Raw genomic sequence first — 18,664 nt, forward strand, 5'->3', positions numbered from 1 at the left:
GTCGTCAGGTTGGATAGGATAGTTCGGCGTGCGGGATACTATCCTATTCCTGTGACAGTTCTATGACAAGGTCAGGCCTTGCGCTTTTCTCCCGCCACCAGCTGCACGATGATGGCGATGACGATGTTCAGCAGCAGCGCCGTCAGGCCGGTGTAGGCGGTGTAGCCATCACCGCCGATGATGAAGGTATGCACAGGCTTGATGCCGTCGCTGAACGCCAGCAGGCTGCCGGCGATGATGCCGACCGCCCAGCCGCTGAGCAGCGCGCGGGCGCCGAACCAGCCGAAGAACAGGCCGAACACCACCGAAGGGAAGGTCTGCAGGATCCACACGCCGCCCAGCAGCTGCAGGTCCAGCGCGAACTTGGTCGGCAAGAACAGGATGAACACCAGCGCGCCGACCTTGACCACCAGCGACACCAGCTTGGCCACCTTGGCTTCGCCGGCCGGCGTGACGGCAGGATTGACATACGGCTTCCAGAAATTGCGGGTGAACAAATTGGCCGCGCCGATCGACATCACCGCTGCCGGCACCAGCGCGCCGATGGCGATGGCGGCGAAGGCAAAGCCGCTGAACCAGCTCGGGAACAGGGCGTTGAACAGCGCCGGCACCACGTCGTTGTTACTGGCGACGGTGATGTGGGCCGCATACGCCATGAAGCCGAGCAGCGCGATCAGGCCAAGCAGGATGGTGTAGGCAGGCAGGAACACGGCGTTCTTGCGGATGGTGTCCGCGCTGTTGGCGGCGAAGATGCCGGTGAGCGTGTGCGGATACATGAAGGCCGCCATGGCTGAACCCAAGGCCAGCGTGGCGAACGGCAGGATCTGCGCCGACTTCAGCGTCAGGCCGGTGGCGCCGCCCTTGGCGGCGAAGGCGTCGCCGGCGGCCGAGAACACCGCGCCGTAGCCGCCCAGTTTCATCGGCACCAGCACCACCGCCACCAGCACCACGATGTAGATCATCAGGTCCTTGACGAAGGCGATCAGCGCCGGTGCGCGCAGGCCGGCCGCGTAGGTGTACAGCGCGAGGATGATGAAGGCGGCGGCCAGCGGCAGTTCGCCGGTCAGGCCGAGCGCCTTGATCACCACTTCCATGCCGACCAGTTGCAGCGCGATGTAAGGCATGGTGGCGACCACGCCGGTCAGCGCGATGGCGAATTCCAGTGGACGCGAACGATAGCGGCCGAACACCACGTCGGCGGCGGTGACGTGGCCGGCTTTCTGGGCGACGTGCCACAGCTTGGGCATGATGGTGTAAACAATCGGGTACACCAGAATGGTGTAGGGCAGGGCGAAGAAGCCATAGGCGCCGACGGCATACACCAGCGCCGGCACGGCAATCACGGTGTAGGCGGTGTAGAAGTCGCCGCCGACCAGGAACCAGGTGATCCACGCGCCAAAGTTACGCCCGCCGAGGCCCCATTCTTCCAGGTGGTTGCCGTCCTTTTGTTTGCTGCCCATCCAGCGCGAGGCGCCGAAGCCCAGCACCGTCACCAGTACGAAGAAGAAGATGAAAACGCCGAGCGCGGTCCAGTTAATTTCAGTGGGCATTATTCAACTCCCTTCTTCTTGTCGCTCTGGTACACCACCCAGATGATCAGCGCCGTCAGCGGCACCCAGGCAAACTGATACCAGTAGAAGAAGGGGAAGCCAAACAGCGAGGGCAGTTCCTTGTTATAGAAGGGCAGCCAGAGAAGGCCGATGAAGGGCAGGGCAAGCAGGTAGCGCACGGTGACTCCATAATCTTATGTTGTCGTAGCATGGTATTGAATCTGAGGAGGTAGCGCTACACCCTGTGGAGGGAGAAATGTACCAGCGCTGTTACAAACAAAATCTATCAAGCTACGCCGGTGATTGTTTTTCTTAATTGAAACAGTGCAACAAAGCAACTGATTGCCGCAAAAGAGCAGTTTTTTGCAGTAGATGCCAGCACGAAATGGTAACTCTTGTTAAAACGCTGATAGAATGTAGTTGTGAGGAATCTCTTGCAGGAGTGAATGATGACTATGGTGAACAACATTGGTGGTGGAACGCTGTCGGCAGCTTTGGTTGCAGACAAGGCGCTCGCGCCCGTACGAGTTCAATCTGCCACCGATAGTGGTACTAACGCGGACCTGAGTGCATCGGTTGCCGCGTATTTCTCGTTGCCTGGCTTTAATGCCACCAGTCCCCTGCAGACTGATACCAGCAACTCGGCCGATAGCGGCGACCAGGCCAATGCGCTGGTCAAGGCCGTATCGGAAGACGACAGCTTGAAAAGCGCGTTGCAGCAGTTTGACGAAGGTCTGAAAAAACTGGTGTCGCGTCCTGAAACACAGATTTTCCAGGCCCGGTTCGGCGCCGATAATGCTGCCAATGGCGTCGATGGCGTTACCAATGCTACGCCGCCGGACCCGCTGCTGTCGCCTGAACCGCTGCCTGGCGTCGGTGAAGACGGCGTGCTGGGCGTGCCGCCGCCCGCCACCGAAATGGCTGCCGACACCAATCATGACGGCAAGATCAGTGAGGAGGAACGCATCCGCTACGAAGCGCCGCTAACCTACCGCAGCCTGGCCCACGATGATGGCGCCGATGCCCAAACCAATGGCCCGAGTGCTTTCTCGCTGACCGAAGTGAACAGCGCCTACGGCGCGGCCGGCGCTGCTGTCCCGGCCTGATCATTACAATCCGAAACAGAGGGGCCTTGCCAGAGATGGCAAGGCCCTTTTTTTATCCTGCCCGGTAATTAAGTCCACACCTGATCCATAAAAAATGCGAACATCATATGTGAATGTACATACATTAACCTTTAGTGTGCATCAATCTTAAATATTAGTAACAGTGCGGGAGATTGTAGTGAAAAGAAGAATCTTCAGGCAGTTCAATGCGCTGGCCTTGCGGGCTGGCGTTGCGGCGTTGATCGCCGCCGGTCTGGGCGGTTGCGCGCTCGGGCCGAATTTTAAATCCCCCGCTGCGCCGGCCTCTGCCGGTGACAGCTATACGCCAACGCCGCTGCCGCAGCAGACTGCGTCGGCGCCTGGCGTTGGCGGGGCGGCGCAGCAGTTCGCGTTTGGGCAGGAGATTCCTGCCCAGTGGTGGTCGTTATTCCGCTCGCCGGCGCTGGATCAGTTGATCCGCAGCGCGCTGGAGCAAAACCCCAATATGGCCGCAGCCGAAGCGGTGTTGCGGCAGGCGCAGGAGAACTACAACGCGCAGGCCGGCAACCTGGTCTATCCATCGGTCAACGCCCAGCTGGGCGGTGGACGGCAGAAGGTCAGCGCGGCCACCGCCGGCGCCGGAGCCGGCGTCTATAACGTCTACAACGCCTCGGTCAACGTCGCCTACACGCCGGACGTGTTCGGCGGCACGCGCCGCACGCTGGAAGGCGCGCAAGCCGCCGTCGATTACCAGCGCTTCCAGGTCGAGGCGACTTACCTGACGCTGAGCGCCAACGTGGTTACCACCGCCATCCAGGAAGCATCGCTGCGCGCGCAGCTGCAGGCCACGCGCGAAGTGCTCGACGCGCTGACCAAGCAGCAGAACGTGATCGAGAAGCAGTTCGAGTTCGGCGCCATTCCGCGCACCACGGTGCTCAGCCAGCGCAATCAGGTGGCGCAGATTAACGCCACCATCGCGCCGCTGGAAAAAGCGCTGGCGGCTGCGCGCCATCAGCTGTCGGTCCTGGCTGGCAAGCTGCCGGGCGAGGCGGGCATGCCCGAGTTTACGCTGGAATCGCTGACACTGCCGCAGCAGCTGCCGGTGTCGCTGCCGTCGGCGCTGGTGCGCCAGCGGCCCGACATCCGCGCCAGCGAGGAAGCGCTGCACCAGGCCAGCGCCAACATCGGCGTGGCGACGGCGGCGCAGTATCCGCAGTTCTCGCTGACCGGCAGCTATGGCTCCAGCGCCACCACCTTCGGCAAGCTGTTCGACTCGCAGACCACGGCATGGAGCCTGCTGGCGGGCGTCGCGCAGCCGGTGTTCAACGGCGGCGCGCTGAGCGCGCAACGCCGCGCTGCGGAAGCGGCCTACGATGCGGCGTCCGCGCAGTACCGCGCCACCGTGCTGACCGCGTTCCAGAACGTGGCCGACACGCTGCGCGCGCTGGAGGCCGACGCTGCCGCGCTCAAGTCGCAGGCGGAAGCCGAGGCGCTGGCCAAGGAAACGCTGGACCTGTCCGAGCAGCAGTACAAGCTGGGCGGCATCAGCTACCTGGTGCTGCTGGACGCGCAGCGCAGCTATCAGCAGACCCATATCAGCCTGGTGCAGGCGCAGGCCACCCGTTATGCCGACACGGCCGCGCTGTTCCAGGCGCTGGGCGGCGGCTGGTGGAATCGCGCCGACGGCATGCCCGCCGCCACGGCAGTTTCCGCCGCAGCACAGTATGGCAAAGACGGTAAAAACCAATAAACGCAAAATTCAAATCCGCAGGAGAACGATTCATGGCCAAGCGACCGACGACCAAGCGCATGCTCATCATGGTAGGGTTGGTGATTTTACTGATCGCTGTACTCGCGTTCGGGAAATTTTTACAGATTAAAAAATTGATCGCCAGCGCGCCCAAGCCGGCCGCGCAGGTGGTTACCGCCGTCAAGGCCGCCACGGCTGAATGGCAGCCGCAGCTCACTTCCGTCGGCACGCTGGCGCCGGTGCGCGGCGTCGATGTCACCACCGAGATCGCGGGCCTGGTGCGCGAAGTGCGCTTCAAGTCGGGCGACGAGGTGAAGGCAGGGCAAGTGCTGTTTGAGCTGAATGCCGATTCCGACATCGCCCAGCTGCGCGCGCTGCAAGCCAACGCCGACCTGGCCGCCACCACGCTCAAGCGCGACAAGCTGCAACTGCAGGCGCAAGCCATCAGCCAGGCGCAGGTCGACAGCGACGAAGCCGACTTGAAAGCCAAACAGGCCCTGTCCGCGCAGCAGAAAGCGCTGGTCGACAAGAAGACCATCCGCGCGCCGTTCGCCGGCAAGCTGGGCATCACCGCCGTCAATCCGGGCCAGTACCTGAACCCGGGCGACAAGCTGGTGACGCTGCAAACCATCGACACCGTGTACGTCGATTTCTTCGTGCCGCAAAAGCAGCTGGCCAGCCTGTCCATCGGCCAGAAGCTGAACCTTACCAGCGACGCGTATCCGGGCACGGGCTTTGCCGCCAAGGTGACCTCGATCAGTCCGAAAATCGATGCCGCCACCCGCAACGTGCAGGTGCAGGCCACGGTGCCGAACGCCAAGCGCCAGCTGTTGCCGGGCATGTTCGCCAACGTCAGCCTGGAACAGGGCGAGCTGAAAAAATACCTGACCTTGCCGCAGACCGCGATTACCTACAACCCGTATGGCTCGACGGTGTTCCTGCTGTCGCCGCCGCCGGCCGATGCCAAGGACGCGATGAAGGATGACAAGGGTCAGGCTTACCTGGTGGCGCAGCAGGTGTTCGTGACCACCGGTCCGACCCGCGGCGACCAGGTGGCCATTCTCACCGGCCTGAAGGAAGGCCAGACCGTGGTCACCAGCGGCCAGCTGAAACTGAAGAACGGCACGCCGGTCATCATTGACAACAAGGTGGTGCCAGCCAACAGCCCGAATCCGACGCCGCAGGAACACTGAGGATAAAGCGCCATGAATTTTACCGATATCTTCATTAAAAAGCCGGTGCTGGCCAGCGTGATCAGTTTACTGATCGTGGTGCTGGGCCTGCGCTCGCTGTTCAGTCTTCCGGTCAACCAGTATCCGAAGACGCAGAATGCGGTGGTGACCATCTCCACCACCTACTACGGCGCGGATGCGGCCACGGTGGCGGGCTTTATCACCCAGCCGCTGGAGTCGGCCATCGCGCAGGCGCAGGGGATTGATTACCTGTCGTCGTCGTCCAACAGCGGCGTGTCGACCATTACCGCCACGCTGCGCCTGAACTACGATTCCAACCGCGCGCTGACCGAGATCACCACCCAGGTTAACTCGGTCAAGAACCAGTTGCCGCAACAGGCGCAGCAACCGGTGCTGACGGTGCAGACCGGCCAGACCACCGACGCCATGTACATGGGCTTCTACAGCGACACGCTGCCGACCAATAACGTGACCGACTTCCTGGCGCGCGTGGTCAAGCCGAAGCTCGATTCGATCCAGGGCGTGCAGACCGCCGAGCTGCTGGGCGCGCGCCAGTTCGCGCTGCGCGCGTGGCTGGACTCCGACAAGATGGCGGCGCACGGCGTCACCGCGGCAGAAGTCAGCGCCGCGCTGGCGTCCAACAACTACCTGGCCGGCCTGGGTTCGACCAAGGGCCAGGCGGTGACCGTGCCGCTGACCGCCGGCACCGACCTGCACACGGTGGAGGAGTTCAAGCAGCTGTCCGTCAAGCAGCAGGACGGCGCCATCGTGCGGCTGGAGGATATCGCTACCGTCACGCTGGGTTCCGAGAACTATGACTTCAACGTCGCCTTCAGCGGCGTGCGCTCGGTGTTCATCGGTATCAAGGTGGCGCCGGACGCCAACATCCTGGACGTGGCCAAGCGCGTGCGCGAAGCCTTCCCCGGCATCAAATCGCAGCTGCCGACCGGCCTGACCGGCGAAATCGTCTATGACTCCACGGAGTTCATCAACACCTCGATCGATGAAGTGGTGAAGACGCTGATCGAAGCGCTGGTGATCGTGACCATCGTGATCTACCTGTTCCTCGGCAGCTTCCGCGCGGTGATCGTGCCGGTGGTGGCGATGCCGCTGTCGCTGATCGGCACCTTCTTCGTGATGCTGATGCTGGGTTATTCGATCAACCTGCTGACGCTGTTGGCGATCGTGCTGGCCATCGGCCTGGTGGTCGATGACGCGATTATCGTGGTGGAGAACGTCGACCGCCATATGAAGGAGGGCATGTCGCCGATGGACGCCGCCATCCAGGCCGCGCGCGAGCTGGGTAGTCCGATTCTGGCGATGACGGTGGTGCTGATCGCGGTGTATGTGCCGATCGGCTTCCAGGGCGGCCTGACCGGCGCGCTGTTCACCGAGTTCGCGTTTACGCTGGCCGGTGCGGTGGCGGTATCCGGCATCGTCGCGCTGACGCTGTCACCGATGATGTGCGGCCACTTCTTCGACCATAAACAGGACGAGGGCAAGTTCGTCAAGGCCATCGACCGCGTGTTCGCCAAGGTCCACGACGGCTATCTGCGCGTGTTGAGCAGCCTGCTCAATACCTGGGTGGTGCTGATCGTGTTCGGCTTCATCGTGTTTGGCCTGCTGATTATCCAGTTCAAGATGTCGCAGTCCGAACTGGCGCCGGAAGAAGACCAGGGCATCGTGCTGTCGCAGGTGGTGGGTGCGCCTACCGCCACGTCGGACCAGATGCAGACTTACGCCAAGCAGATTTTCGATGTCGCCAAATCGCTGCCGGAATACGATCAGATGTTCCAGATCACCGGCGTGCCGACCACCAATGCCGGTATCGGCGGCGTACTGTTTAAATCGTGGGACAAGCGTAGCCGCTCGGCGCATGAAATCCAGACCGAGTTGCAGGCCAAGTGGAACGGCATCGCCGGCGGCCGCGTGGCGGCGTTCCAGTTCCCGGCGCTGCCGGGCAGCTCGGGCTTGCCGGTGCAATTTGTCATCACCACCACCGAACCGTTTGAGAATCTGAACACGGTGGCGCAGGCGGTGCTGGACAAGGCGCGCAAGGACAACAAGTTCTACTTCGTCGACGTCGACCTGAAAATCGACACGCCGCAAGCCAAGGTGGAAGTGGACCGCGACAAGCTGGCCACGCTGGGCCTGACGCAGCAGGACTTCGGCAACGCCATGGGCGCGGCGCTGGGTGGCGGCTACGTCAACTACTTCTCGATCGCCGGCCGTTCGTACAAGGTGATCCCGCAAGTGCTGCAGGTTGACCGTTTGAATCCGGACGACGTGCTCAACTTCTACATCAAGACGCCAGCCGGCGACATGATCCCGGCCAGCACCGTGGCCAGCATCAAGTACAGCGTGCAGCCGGAATCGATTACCCGCTTCCAGCAGCTGAACTCCGCGACGATTTCCGGCGTGACCGGCTCGTCGCAGGGCGAGATCCAGCAGTACCTGCGCGACGCCCTGAAGGAAGTGGCGCCGTCGGGCTACACGGCTGACTTCTCCGGCGAATCGCGCCAGTATGCGGCGGAATCGGGCGGCTTCCTGGCGACCATGCTGTTCGCGGTGATCATCGTCTTCCTGGCGCTGGCGGCGCAGTTCGAAAGCTTCCGCGATCCGATTGTGATCCTGTTCTCGGTGCCGATGGCGCTGTTCGGGGCGATGACGTTTATCTTCCTTGGCTTCGCCTCGATCAACATCTACACCCAGGTGGGTCTGGTGACGCTGATGGGCCTCATCTCCAAGCACGGCATCCTGATCGTGGAGGTGGCCAATCACCTGCGCGAATCGGGCAAGTCCAAGCGCGAGGCGATCGAGGAAGCGGCGGCCACCCGTCTGCGTCCGATCCTGATGACGACGGCGGCGATGGTGTTCGGCGTGGTGCCGCTGGTGATCGCGTCGGGCGCCGGCGCGGCCGGCCGTCACGCCATGGGCCTGGTGATCTTCACCGGCCTGTCGATCGGCACCTTGTTTACGCTGTTCGTGGTGCCGGCCATGTATATGTGGCTGGCCGGTGAGCATAAAGCGCACACCGAACCGGCGGACGTGCCGCCTGAAGGGCCGTCCACGCAGCCATCCACGCAGCCGGCCCACTGAGCTGCGGCATGAGTAGCACCGACAAACCCGGCGCTGGACGCTGGCGCTGGCTGTCGGGAGGGCGCCAGCGGCGTCAGGAAGAAGTCATCCTGATGATGCTGTGCGCCCTCAGCATCCCGAGCATTCTTCCCTTTGGCATTTACCGGCTGCTGCAAGGCAGCTGGGCCTCGGCTATTGTCGACATGGCGCTGGTGCTGGCCATGTCGTCGGTGATCGTGCATGTCTGGCGCACCGGCCGCTATCAGGTGGCCAGCGTGTGCGTCACCATCTTCTACACCGGCGGCATGCTGTTCACTGTATATCTGCGCGGCGTGGGGCTGGTATACTGGGTGTACCCGACCATGATCTCGGCCTACTTCGTGCTGCGGCCATCGGTGGCGCTGACGATCAACAGCATCGGGCTGGGCGTGCTGGTGGCGGTCTTGTACGGCCGGGTGGAGATGCTGAACCTGGCCACCATCATTGTCACGGTCGGCCTGGTCAACCTGTTTGCCTACATATTCTCTTACCGCACCGGCGTGCAGAACCGCCGGCTGCACAATGCGGCGGAGCTGGATTTCCTGACCGGCGTGGGCAACCGCCGCGCGCTGGAGCGGCATCTGGCCGAATACGCGCAGGAGCGCAGGCCGCAACTGGAATCGAGCTTGCTGTTGCTGGATCTGGATCATTTCAAGCAGGTCAACGATCAATATGGCCACGCCGCCGGCGACAAGGTGCTGATGCGACTGGCCGAGTTGATGCGGCGGCATACGCGCTCGTCGGACCGGATTTTCCGTTACGGCGGCGAGGAGTTCGCGATTATCGCCAGCGGTGCGGGCCTGAATGCGGCGGCCAGCCTGGCCGAGGGCTTGCGCGGCGCGGTGGCGACGGCCACGCTGCAGGAAGACCATCCCATTACAATTTCCATCGGCGTGTCCTATATGGACAAGAAGCAGACGCCGGCAGAGTGGCTGGCGCAGGCCGACAAGATGCTATACGCTGCCAAGCAGGGCGGACGCAATGCGGTCCGCGTGGCTTCCTGACCAACGCCATGCCTATCATCCTCACTACTTTGCTGGCGGCGCATACCCTCGCTGCTGCGGCGGCGCAGAAGGAGGCGGTTGCCGAGCTGACGCCGCCAGCGCTGGCGGCGCCTGCGCAGCCTGCGCTCACCGATGACGTGATCAGGAAAGCGGTGCGCGAGACTGTCGCCGAAACGCCGCCGGCGCAGCCGTTGGCGATCAATGCGCAAGCCGGCGCTTTCCGCGCCAATTCCGTGGAGGCGCCCATGAGCGCCGCTTTTGAGCAAGCCAAGGTCCCGGATTGTCTGCACCAGGATGCGCTCAAGCTGCAACCGGCGCGTATCGGCCCGGTGAATGTGGTCGGCCCTTACTCGCTGCCTTGGGTGATTGCCGCCGTGGTGCGCGGCAAATGCAATTAGAACGGTCGCACGCCGATCAGCGGCAAGTGCAGCCAGAGCGCGAAGATAATCGCGCCGGCGATGCCGGTGACGATAGTAAGCGCGGTGGCGCCGCTGCTGCCTGGCGGGTAGCTGGTGCCCAGTGCCGCATCACGTTTGCGCGAGACGCGGAACAGCAGGATCGCCCACACCAGGAAGCTGGCGAACAGCAGAATGTCGTGCAACGTGCCGTTGGCGATCAGGTGGGCCAGCGCCCAGGTCTTGATCCCGAGTGTCATCGGATGGTGTAGTCTGGCCTTGATGCCGTTGCGCGGGACGTAGGCGGCGGCGATGAAGACGAAGGCGATCACCGCCAGCAGCGCGGCGAGATGGCGCGTGAATGGCGGCGGCGTCCAGATGACGATCGGCGCCTGGCGCGCCAGGCTGTAGCCCCAGATGATCAGCAACAGGCTGGTGATCGATACCACGGAATACAGCGCCCGCCATGGCAATTGACCCATGCGGGCGCGCACTCGGTTGCGCCAGTCTTCGGCGAAGATGCGGATCGAGTGCAGTCCGAGAAAAAGTATCAGGCCCAGTATCAGTATCGTCATCGCGCGTTCCATGGTTGTCTGCTGGCGTGACGATACACCGGTGCGGGGTGGCGCGCAACGCTGCTAGCGCAAGTTTCCCGCCAGATGAGTGGTATCGCCGGCGCCGTCGCCGGGACCGGCCAGCCGTACGGCGCGCCAGCCATCAGGGCCGGGCGGCGCTATCTGCACCGACAGGGCTGGGCAGGGCAGCGGCACCGGCTTGACGAAGCGCACATCGATCTCGCGGAAGCTGACGCCTTGCTGCCGCAGGATCTCGTAGCTGCGCACAAAGCTGCCAAAACCGTGTAGCACCAGGCAGCGGAATACCGACCGCCGCGCCAATGGTCCGCACCAGTGGATGGGATTGAAGTCGCCAGTCAGCAGCGCAAAGCGCAGGCCATCGCGCGCGTCCGCCTGCCACGCGCCGACGGTGCGCCACTGCGGTTCATCCGGCCGTGCGTGTGCGGTTTTGGCTGGTCGCGGGCCTGGCAGCAAAAAGCTCATATGCAGACGCGCTTCCACCAGCGACGGCTGCCGCGCCGTGCCGGTGAGGACCGCCACCACCACCTTGATGCGGCCCGGCGTGTGCTCGATCTCCTCGACGGCGGCGCTGACCTGCAACGGCGTGTCGCGCGGCAGCGGACCATGCATACGCAGGCCGACGCCCTGATTGATTACGCTGGTCAGTTTGTAGGGCATGCGCAGCAGCAGCTCGCCAACCAGAGGCAAACTCCATTGCGACACCATATGCGGCGGCAGCTCGCCCTCATATCCGCCCACTGCGCCCGCCCATGCAATGTACTGCGCCACCAAATCCGCCGCCGGCGCATCAATCACCCGCGCGACGGGCGCAATGCGTGCTTCCGCCGGTCGCGCGCCGCCGTCCGCGCCAGGCGCTGGCGGCCGGGATGCCGGCGCGATCGCCTTGAGCACTGTGTGACCGACCACGCGCGCGCCGGTCAGCAGCATCGGCAACTGATAGCGCAACAGGCGGTAAGGCACGGCGGTCATTGCTGGACCGCTTTCACCACCGCCGCCAGCAGCGCCTGCGGCTGATACAGCAGCCGATGCGGCGTCAGGCCAAGCCGCACCACCACCAGCTGCTGCGACGGCACGATGGCGATGCTCTGTCCATCATGCCCCTCCATCCAGTACGTGTCCGCAGGCAGCTGGAAGCGCGTATCGGGATTCTGTCCCTCCGGTGTGGCGCCGGAAGGTCCATATCGCCACACCGACCCTTGGCCATACGCGCCACCCGATGCCGGCGCCACCTGCTGCATCCCGCTGACAAAACCATCCGGCAAATAGCGCTTTCCCTGCCAGACGCCGTCCTGCAACAGGAACTGGCCGAACCGGGCCCAATCCTGCGTCGTCGCATACATGTAACTGGAGCCGACCAGGTTGCCGCGCGCATCGGCCTCGATTACCGCGCTGCTCATGCCCAGCGGCGCAAATAGACGGTCATGCGGCAGCGACAGCACCGCAGCCGACACCGCAGCCCTGGCATCGCCGCCGGCAGCCCGCTGCCAGATGCGCGACAACAGCACCGTGCCGCCGCTTGAATAATTCCACTTGCTGCCCGGCGCCTGTTCCAGTGGCAGCGTCGCCGTGAATGCCGCCATATCCGGCTCCAGGTACAGCATGCGCGTCGCATCGGAGACGTCGCCATAGCCCTCATTCCAGCGCAAGCCGCTACTCATCGACATCAGCTGCGCCAGCGTGATCTGCGCGCGCTGGTCGCCTGCCGGCCAGAAGCCGCTCTGCTGCAAGGACAGCCTGCCATCCGCGATCTGCATCCCCGCCAGCACCGCGCTCACGGTCTTCGTCATCGACCACCCCAGCAACGGCGACGCCGCCGTAAAGCCAGCGCCATAACGCTGCGCCACCAACCGTCCACGATGAATCACCGCCATGCCGCGCATGCCCGGACCGGCCAGCGCATCCTGCGCCAGCAAAGCCTGTACCGCCGGATTGGTTTCTTCCATCGAACCAGTAGGCCACGGCACATTTGGCGAGGGCCCCCAGATCTTGATCGGGTTGAATTTGTACTGCGCCGCCTGCGCCGCGTCACCGTCCGGCGCCGCCGCGCAGCCGGTACCGGGACGGAAAACCGCCAGACCGTCGCCGACAAAACCAAAGAACTGCGCGCGCACGGTCTGGCGCTGCTGGTCGACCTGCACCTTCAGATACTTCAGCACCGGATGGCCTGGCGCCTGCACGTCATCAGCCAGCACCGCCTGGCCGTCACGCCCGGCGATGAAGACATTCGAGCAGACGATCTTGGCGCCGTAATTTGCGCCCACCCGCAGCAATTCGGGAGGCTTCACCGCCAGCGTCGCCACGCCGCCTGCCGCAATCAACACCACTGCCGCAGCAGCCAGTACGATTTTTGATGCCATTACATGCTAACCCTGAATTGGACGCCCGTCGCGCGTGGTGGCGTAAGGTTTGAATACGTGTCGACTTGCGACGATTGTACCCAGATGGCGGCGCCAAGGCTACCTGGCTGGAATGGCGCTAGCCGTTTTGAAGGCGATTGCTGCGGCGACCACGCCCAGCAAGTGGGCCTGCCAGGCGACGTGCACGCCGGCCGGCAGGTCGGACCATGCGGTTGAATAGCCGATGGCTTCCGCGCCGATCTTCACTGCCAGCACGGCGCCGAGCAGCGCCAATGCTGCGCGGGCGCGCTTGCCGGCGTGCGGCCACAAGGTGCATGCCGCCAGCACCACCAGCATCACGGCCATGCCGGAGGCGCCGCGATAATAGCTCAGATCCGGCGCCAGAAGCAGCAGGCCGCCGGAGATCAGTGGCGCCGTCAGCGCTATCGCAAGGCACAATCGCCGCCAACCCAGCGCGGGCAAGGCCACTGCGCCTGCCGCTGCCGCTGTAGCAAGGTCGATCAATGCATGCTGTCTAGAGTAGTGGACCAGATGGCAGGTCCACAGCCGCCAGATTTCGCCCGCCAGAATGGCATGACGGTCGAACTCCAGCAGTTCAGGCACGGCGCCGGATCGCGTACGCCACGCCTGCCAGCAGGACGACCAGCGCAAGGCTGATCCAGCCCATGGCGCCGCCGCCTTTATAGCCGGCCTTGTTCTCGACCTGGTAGTTGGCGTTGTTCTTGATCCGCTCGCGGAAGCCGTCCAGCTCCGTTTGCAGCTGCGGGATCAGCTGGTCGACCGCGCGCTCATAACCCTCGCCTGCGGCCAGGCGCTGTTTTTCACTGAGGCCCGCCCACGTCGCGCCGCCTTTGACGCGGCTGGTGCCCGGTGCCCGGAACAGCAGCTTGTGGCTCTGGACGTCGAACACGGCGGCATCTACCATGGTCTGCACGTCATACTGGTCGCCGTGGATCACATAGGCGCCAATGATGGTCCAGTACAGCACCGACAGCGCGTTGGTGTCATTGAACTGCACCTGGTCGTAGGAGAGCAGGGTGACCACTTCCACGTCGAACATGCGCGCCACCTGTTCCAGGTTGGTGAAGCCGCCTTTGGCTTGCAGGTACTGGCTGGGGATGATTTCGATCTTGCCGATGTACTGATGCTTCGCGAACGAGTCGCGCACGCGCTCCAGCAATTTGATCTTGGCTGCTTCCGACAGGCCGTTGTTCCAGTTCGCGCCCGGTACGAAGGCAATGCCCACCTTGACCGGCGGTCGCAGTTTGACCACGCTCGGCGCCAGGGTCGGCGCTTCCTTCGCATTCGGATAGAGATAGTCGACCAGGCTGCCGGTCTGTTTGGCGCCGTCTGGCGCGCGCCAGCCGACGCAGCCACTCAGGCCGGCGGCGACCGCAATGATCAACAGGGCTTTAAGAAATCGCATGTGCTTCTCCGTTCGGTTGCTGGTTCAGGATCTTGTAGCAGCTGATGGCGCCCATCAGCGGGATGCCGACATGGACCACGATCAGCCACCACACACTACCGGTCAGCACATAGCCCACGCTGAACAAAATAGCGGAGACGATGCTGAGGGTGATCTGCTTGGGATTGCTGTAGCCATGGCCGGCGCCGTACGCGACGCCGGCGATCAGCACCGCGCCCCAGGTGCCGACCAGGGGCGTCAGCACCAGCGTGAGGAAGCCGCGATACAGCAGCTCCCAGCCGCCGCCGATGAATAGCGTAGTGAGCACGAACAGCTTCATTTCGCCCGGCGTGCGTGGCAGGGCGTCGCTGGCGCGAACTTGCTCATACATCTCGGCGACTTTTGCAGCTGGCATTTTGGCCTCGCGCGCCTTGCCGGCGTAGTGCAGCAGTGGCAGGCCGAGGATGGGAATCAGCAGGCACCAGAGAGCGGCGCCGGATGTCGGGACGCCCAGTCCAAGGTCGGATGCGGTATGGCCACTCCACCAGCAGGCCGCCACCAGCGCGATCAGCGTCATGCCTATGCTGCGGATGGTGGCGAGATAGCGTTGCTCGCGCGACCGCTTGGGCTTATCGCTCTTACGGATGCTGCGCCACATCTGTTGGGAGGGGAGAATCAGGACCAGATAAAACGCCAGCGCAAGATCGATCATAGGTGGGCCACCTTGAGTAAAGGACAACGGCCGATTATACGTTACGAAATATGCAATCTGAAAGCGCAGGCATACAGGTACCAGTGGGTGCTGCACGCAGTACCGCCGTGCAGCACCGCCGGCTTTAGAAGCTGGTCGACAAACCAGCGTAGATGGAGCGGCGTTCGCCGTACTGCGGCGCACCGACGCCGACGCCCGAGCCGTCACGCAGCAGGTAGACTTTGTCGAAGGCGTTGATCAGCGCCAGACGGCCTTCCACGGTGCCGACCGGCGTCGCTTTCCAGGTGTGGGTCAGCGCCAGGTTGACAGTGGCGTAGTGCGGCAGGTGGCCGGAGTTTGGCGCGCCGTTGTCAGGCGTCAGACGCAGGCCGCTGCCGTACAGGAAATCGCCGCTGACTTGCGAATCGCCGAAGTGGTAGTGGGCGCCGCCCGATACCGTCACCGTCTGGTCGTGGTCCACGTGGATGTAGTGGTTGGCGATGTAGGCCAGTTCGTCCGGGCCAAACAGCGACTGGCCGGAAGTGATGTTGGTGCCTTCCGCCTTCTGCGTGGTCACGTTGAGGAAAGTGCCCCAGTTTTTCTCGCTGTAGACGCTCGACAGTTCCAGCCCTTTAGCGTAGCCGCGGTCGTAGTTGAACGGCGACAGGATCAGCGCCTGGCCGAACTGGCCCTCATCCAGCATGTTGCGGATTTTCTTGTAGTAGGCGTCCGCCGTCACGGTCAGCTGTGGCGTCAGCTGGTGGCTGATGCCGATGTCGTAGTAGTTGGTGCGCTCGGATTTGACGTTGTCCGACACGCCCACTTCCGGCGCATTCGAGGTGCCGGCGTATTTGTCGATACTGGACTGCGCCGCCAGTTCCTGCGGCGGCGGCGTGAAGTAGCGCGAGTAGCCGGCATGCAGCGCCGTGCCTTTGGCCAGCTGATAGGCCACGTTGATGCGCGGGCTCCATTGCTGCTCGTTGACGAAGGCGTCCACTTTATCGAAGCGCACGCCGTAGTTGACGGTCAGCGGCGCAGTGATGTGCCATTCGTCCTGCAGGTAGATGCTGGACAGCTTGCCGGTCTTGCTGCTGTTGTCGATGATGGTGCGCGGATCGGTGCTGGCCTGGGTGCCGTCGTCGTTCAGGTCAAATACGCCCACGCTGTTGTCGCTGTGCGTGGTCTGGCGGGTGTAGGCCAGGCCGGTGCGGATGGTGTGCTGGTCATTAAGCTTGTAGCTGGCGTCGAATTGCAGGCCGTTGGCGGTGTTCGAGCGCAGCGTGTTGGACGCCACGCCGTTGTAGGCCAGGTCGCCGATCGGATCGGGCGTGTAGTGCAGTTCCGAATATTGATGGAAGGCCGAGACCTGGTAATTCAGGTCGCCCAGGCTTTTTTGCAGCGACAGCACCAGGAATCGGTTTTTCTCGCGCTGGTTTTCGTCCAGTTGCGACGAGTCGGGCGCGGTGGCGCCGGTGACGGCGAATGCCGGTTCCTGGTTCGGATTGTTGGGAATCTGGAAGCGGCCGTTGTAGGTGCCGAACATCAGGCCCAGGCGGGTGTTATCGTCCAGGAAATAGGACAGTACGCCGAAGGATTTGGTCTGGTTGGTCTTGTCGTGCAGCGCGCTGGTGGCCGGCAGCGGATTCTCGATCCCCAGCTTGCTGGTCAGGTAGCTGCCGGACAGGTAGTAGTTAAAGGCGCCCTGGGTGCCGAAGAATTCCGCGCTCGGCTGGATCTGATCGTGGCTGCCGACCAGCACACCCACGCGGCCACCCGATTGCGGCAGGCCTTCCTTGGTCTGGATGTCGACGATGCCGGCGGTGCGCAGGCCGAATTGGGCCGGCAGCGCGCCGGTGATGAAATCGGTCGATTCGACGAAGCGGGTGTCGATCGACTGGCCGAAGCCGCTGATCGATTCCGGCAGCTGCACGCCGTTGACGCGGTACTGCACGTTGGCGTGGTCGTCGCGCACGTGGATCGAACCGGAGCCCTTGGAGTCCTGGCTCACGCCGGGAAGGCGCAGCAGCACTTCGTTGAACGGCGTGTTGTCGCCCTGGCCCAGCTGGTCGACCATATGCTTGTCGATGCTGTAGATGGTGGTGCCGACATTCGGCGACAGGTCGATGCGCGCGCTCTTCAGGTGCGCGGCGGTGACTTCCACTTGCTGCATCGGCGCCTCGTCCGGCGCGCCGGTCGTGGCGCTGGCGGCGTCCTCCGCATAAGCATGGTTGGCATAGAAAGCGGCGGCGATCAGCAGGGGCAGAATACGGAGTTGTGGCTTGTGTTGCATGTTAAATCCTTGAATATACAGACGTGGCGATGCACTGGTCCCCTCGCGCAGGAGTGGGCGGCAATGCAGCGATTAAAATTCAGATGGAGAAAACAGCAACGCCGGGCGGCGCGTGAGACGGGGGCGTGAGGTAGCTGGTTTGCGCGGCGCGCACCACAGTGCGTGGCGCCAGCACCGGCAGACTGCTGCTTTGCAGTGCGACCGGGTCCACCAGCAAGGTGGCCGGCGGCACGCCGCCGGCAGGCAGATGCACCACCGCGCAGGCCGCGCAATCCGGTTCATGATCGGTGTAGGCGTGGGTATGCGAACTCGCGCCGATCAGCTGCAACGCCAGGAACATCAGCACGAAGAACATCATGACGCGTTGATAACGCGTCTGGCGATGTGGAGTGCTCATGGTGATGGTTGGGGCATGCATCCCCTGATTTTACAGGGGATCTACCATGTTAGACAACGGTTTCCGCGTTAGTGCGCCTGCGAGGTGGCCGAATCGCCCACTAGGCCGCGCCGCGTGGCCAGCACCACGGCGTGGGTGCGTGCCGTTGCGCCAAGCTTGTCAAACAGACCTTTGACGTGGGTTTTGACGGTGCCGACGCCGATGCCCAGCTCACGCGCGATCGACTTGTTGCACTGGCCCTGGGCCAGCAGTTGCAGCACATCGGTCTCGCGGCTGGTCAGGCCGATGCGGGTAAAGCTGTCGGCCACGCAGCGGCTCAGGTCCGCGCTCAGGTAGCGCATGCCGCGGCTCAGCGTGCGCACGGCGGTCAGCAGCTGCTCCGCATCCGAGTTTTGCAGCAGGTAGCCGTGCACGCCCGCCATCATCGCGGTGCGCACTTCCCACTCGCGTTCCAGCTGGGTGACGATCAGCACGCGCGGCTGGCTGTCGCCGTGGTGTGCATTGGCGGCGCGGCGCATGTGTTCCAGGCCGTTGCGGTGATCGAGGACGATCACGTCGGCGCCGGCGAGGCTGGCCGCCTCGCTGCTGGCAACAACGCTGATCTGCATGTCGCTGTTAGCGCCCAGCAGGGCGGCCAGGCCGGCGCTGACGATCGGGTCCGCATGTGCGATCAGCACATGGACCTTCTCGCCTTGCTGGACGATGCCGTTGGTGTTACCGGTGCCGCCGACGGCGGACTGTGGCCAGGATCGGGTATCCACTCGCATGTCACTCTCCTAAATTGAAAAACTGGTGAGTAGAAGATTAAGCTTTTCCAGCGGTTTTGCCACGCCC

The 18,664-nt window shown here is 63.4% G+C and carries 17 protein-coding genes; 6 read left to right on the top strand and 11 right to left on the bottom strand.

Going from position 1 to position 18,664, the window contains the following annotated elements; all coding sequences use genetic code 11:
• Window positions 1–71: 71 nt before the first annotated feature.
• Both mctP and GTP55_RS11580 read right to left on the bottom strand, forming a co-directional pair.
• Window positions 72–1,550, bottom strand: coding sequence for a monocarboxylate uptake permease MctP (gene mctP / locus GTP55_RS11575; protein WP_161045081.1), 1,479 nt, complete (start codon window positions 1,548–1,550; stop codon window positions 72–74).
• Window positions 1,550–1,729, bottom strand: a complete 180-nt coding sequence (locus tag GTP55_RS11580; RefSeq protein WP_110849363.1) for a DUF3311 domain-containing protein — start codon at window positions 1,727–1,729, stop codon at window positions 1,550–1,552. The genes mctP and GTP55_RS11580 overlap by 1 nt, the downstream gene beginning before the upstream one ends.
• A gap of 276 nt (window positions 1,730–2,005) precedes the next feature.
• On the opposite strand from GTP55_RS11580, the gene GTP55_RS11585 reads away from it, so the two are divergent.
• From GTP55_RS11585 to GTP55_RS11610, 6 genes are all read left to right on the top strand, one after another.
• The gene (locus tag GTP55_RS11585; protein WP_229257882.1) at window positions 2,006–2,656 is read left to right on the top strand and encodes a hypothetical protein; all 651 of its coding nucleotides are present in this window, start codon (window positions 2,006–2,008) and stop codon (window positions 2,654–2,656) included.
• A 178-nt stretch (window positions 2,657–2,834) separates the two neighbouring features.
• The gene (locus GTP55_RS11590) at window positions 2,835–4,385 is read left to right on the top strand and encodes an efflux transporter outer membrane subunit (RefSeq protein WP_371868328.1); all 1,551 of its coding nucleotides are present in this window, start codon (window positions 2,835–2,837) and stop codon (window positions 4,383–4,385) included.
• 32 nt (window positions 4,386–4,417) lie between these two features.
• The gene (locus GTP55_RS11595) at window positions 4,418–5,578 is read left to right on the top strand and encodes an efflux RND transporter periplasmic adaptor subunit (protein WP_161045084.1); all 1,161 of its coding nucleotides are present in this window, start codon (window positions 4,418–4,420) and stop codon (window positions 5,576–5,578) included.
• Between the two features lie 12 nt (window positions 5,579–5,590).
• The gene (locus GTP55_RS11600; protein ID WP_229257883.1) at window positions 5,591–8,677 is read left to right on the top strand and encodes an efflux RND transporter permease subunit; all 3,087 of its coding nucleotides are present in this window, start codon (window positions 5,591–5,593) and stop codon (window positions 8,675–8,677) included.
• 8 nt (window positions 8,678–8,685) lie between these two features.
• Window positions 8,686–9,699: a GGDEF domain-containing protein gene (locus GTP55_RS11605; RefSeq protein ID WP_161045085.1), complete on the top strand. Its 1,014-nt coding sequence runs from the start codon at window positions 8,686–8,688 to the stop codon at window positions 9,697–9,699.
• A gap of 8 nt (window positions 9,700–9,707) precedes the next feature.
• The gene (locus GTP55_RS11610; RefSeq protein ID WP_161045086.1) at window positions 9,708–10,097 is read left to right on the top strand and encodes a hypothetical protein; all 390 of its coding nucleotides are present in this window, start codon (window positions 9,708–9,710) and stop codon (window positions 10,095–10,097) included.
• Here the strand turns inward: GTP55_RS11610 and GTP55_RS11615 are convergent.
• The 9 genes from GTP55_RS11615 to GTP55_RS11655 form a co-directional block, all read right to left on the bottom strand.
• Window positions 10,094–10,681: an NnrU family protein gene (locus GTP55_RS11615; RefSeq protein WP_308494730.1), complete on the bottom strand. Its 588-nt coding sequence runs from the start codon at window positions 10,679–10,681 to the stop codon at window positions 10,094–10,096. The genes GTP55_RS11610 and GTP55_RS11615 overlap by 4 nt on opposite strands.
• A 51-nt stretch (window positions 10,682–10,732) precedes the next feature.
• Window positions 10,733–11,659, bottom strand: a complete 927-nt coding sequence (locus tag GTP55_RS11620) for a MaoC/PaaZ C-terminal domain-containing protein (RefSeq protein ID WP_161045088.1) — start codon at window positions 11,657–11,659, stop codon at window positions 10,733–10,735.
• Window positions 11,656–13,047, bottom strand: a complete 1,392-nt coding sequence (locus tag GTP55_RS11625) for a serine hydrolase domain-containing protein (RefSeq protein ID WP_161045089.1) — start codon at window positions 13,045–13,047, stop codon at window positions 11,656–11,658. The genes GTP55_RS11620 and GTP55_RS11625 overlap by 4 nt, the downstream gene beginning before the upstream one ends.
• A gap of 99 nt (window positions 13,048–13,146) precedes the next feature.
• Window positions 13,147–13,650 carry a rhombosortase gene (rrtA, locus tag GTP55_RS11630; protein WP_161045090.1) on the bottom strand — a complete coding sequence of 168 codons (504 nt, stop codon included), beginning with the start codon at window positions 13,648–13,650 and terminating at the stop codon, window positions 13,147–13,149.
• On the bottom strand, window positions 13,643–14,473 hold the full coding sequence (rhlP, locus tag GTP55_RS11635) for a rhombotarget lipoprotein (RefSeq protein WP_161045091.1): 831 nt from the start codon (window positions 14,471–14,473) through the stop codon (window positions 13,643–13,645). The genes rrtA and rhlP overlap by 8 nt, the downstream gene beginning before the upstream one ends.
• Window positions 14,460–15,164: a CPBP family intramembrane glutamic endopeptidase gene (locus GTP55_RS11640; RefSeq protein ID WP_161045092.1), complete on the bottom strand. Its 705-nt coding sequence runs from the start codon at window positions 15,162–15,164 to the stop codon at window positions 14,460–14,462. The genes rhlP and GTP55_RS11640 overlap by 14 nt, the downstream gene beginning before the upstream one ends.
• Window positions 15,165–15,288: 124 nt before the next feature.
• On the bottom strand, window positions 15,289–17,433 hold the full coding sequence (locus GTP55_RS11645; protein WP_161045093.1) for a TonB-dependent receptor: 2,145 nt from the start codon (window positions 17,431–17,433) through the stop codon (window positions 15,289–15,291).
• A 79-nt stretch (window positions 17,434–17,512) separates the two neighbouring features.
• Window positions 17,513–17,830, bottom strand: coding sequence for a hypothetical protein (locus GTP55_RS11650; RefSeq protein ID WP_229257884.1), 318 nt, complete (start codon window positions 17,828–17,830; stop codon window positions 17,513–17,515).
• Between the two features lie 68 nt (window positions 17,831–17,898).
• Window positions 17,899–18,597, bottom strand: coding sequence for a LuxR C-terminal-related transcriptional regulator (locus GTP55_RS11655; RefSeq protein WP_161045094.1), 699 nt, complete (start codon window positions 18,595–18,597; stop codon window positions 17,899–17,901).
• Window positions 18,598–18,664: the final 67 nt, after the last annotated feature.

This window comes from Duganella margarita (genome assembly GCF_009857535.1).
Classification (GTDB): domain Bacteria; phylum Pseudomonadota; class Gammaproteobacteria; order Burkholderiales; family Burkholderiaceae_D; genus Rugamonas; species Rugamonas margarita.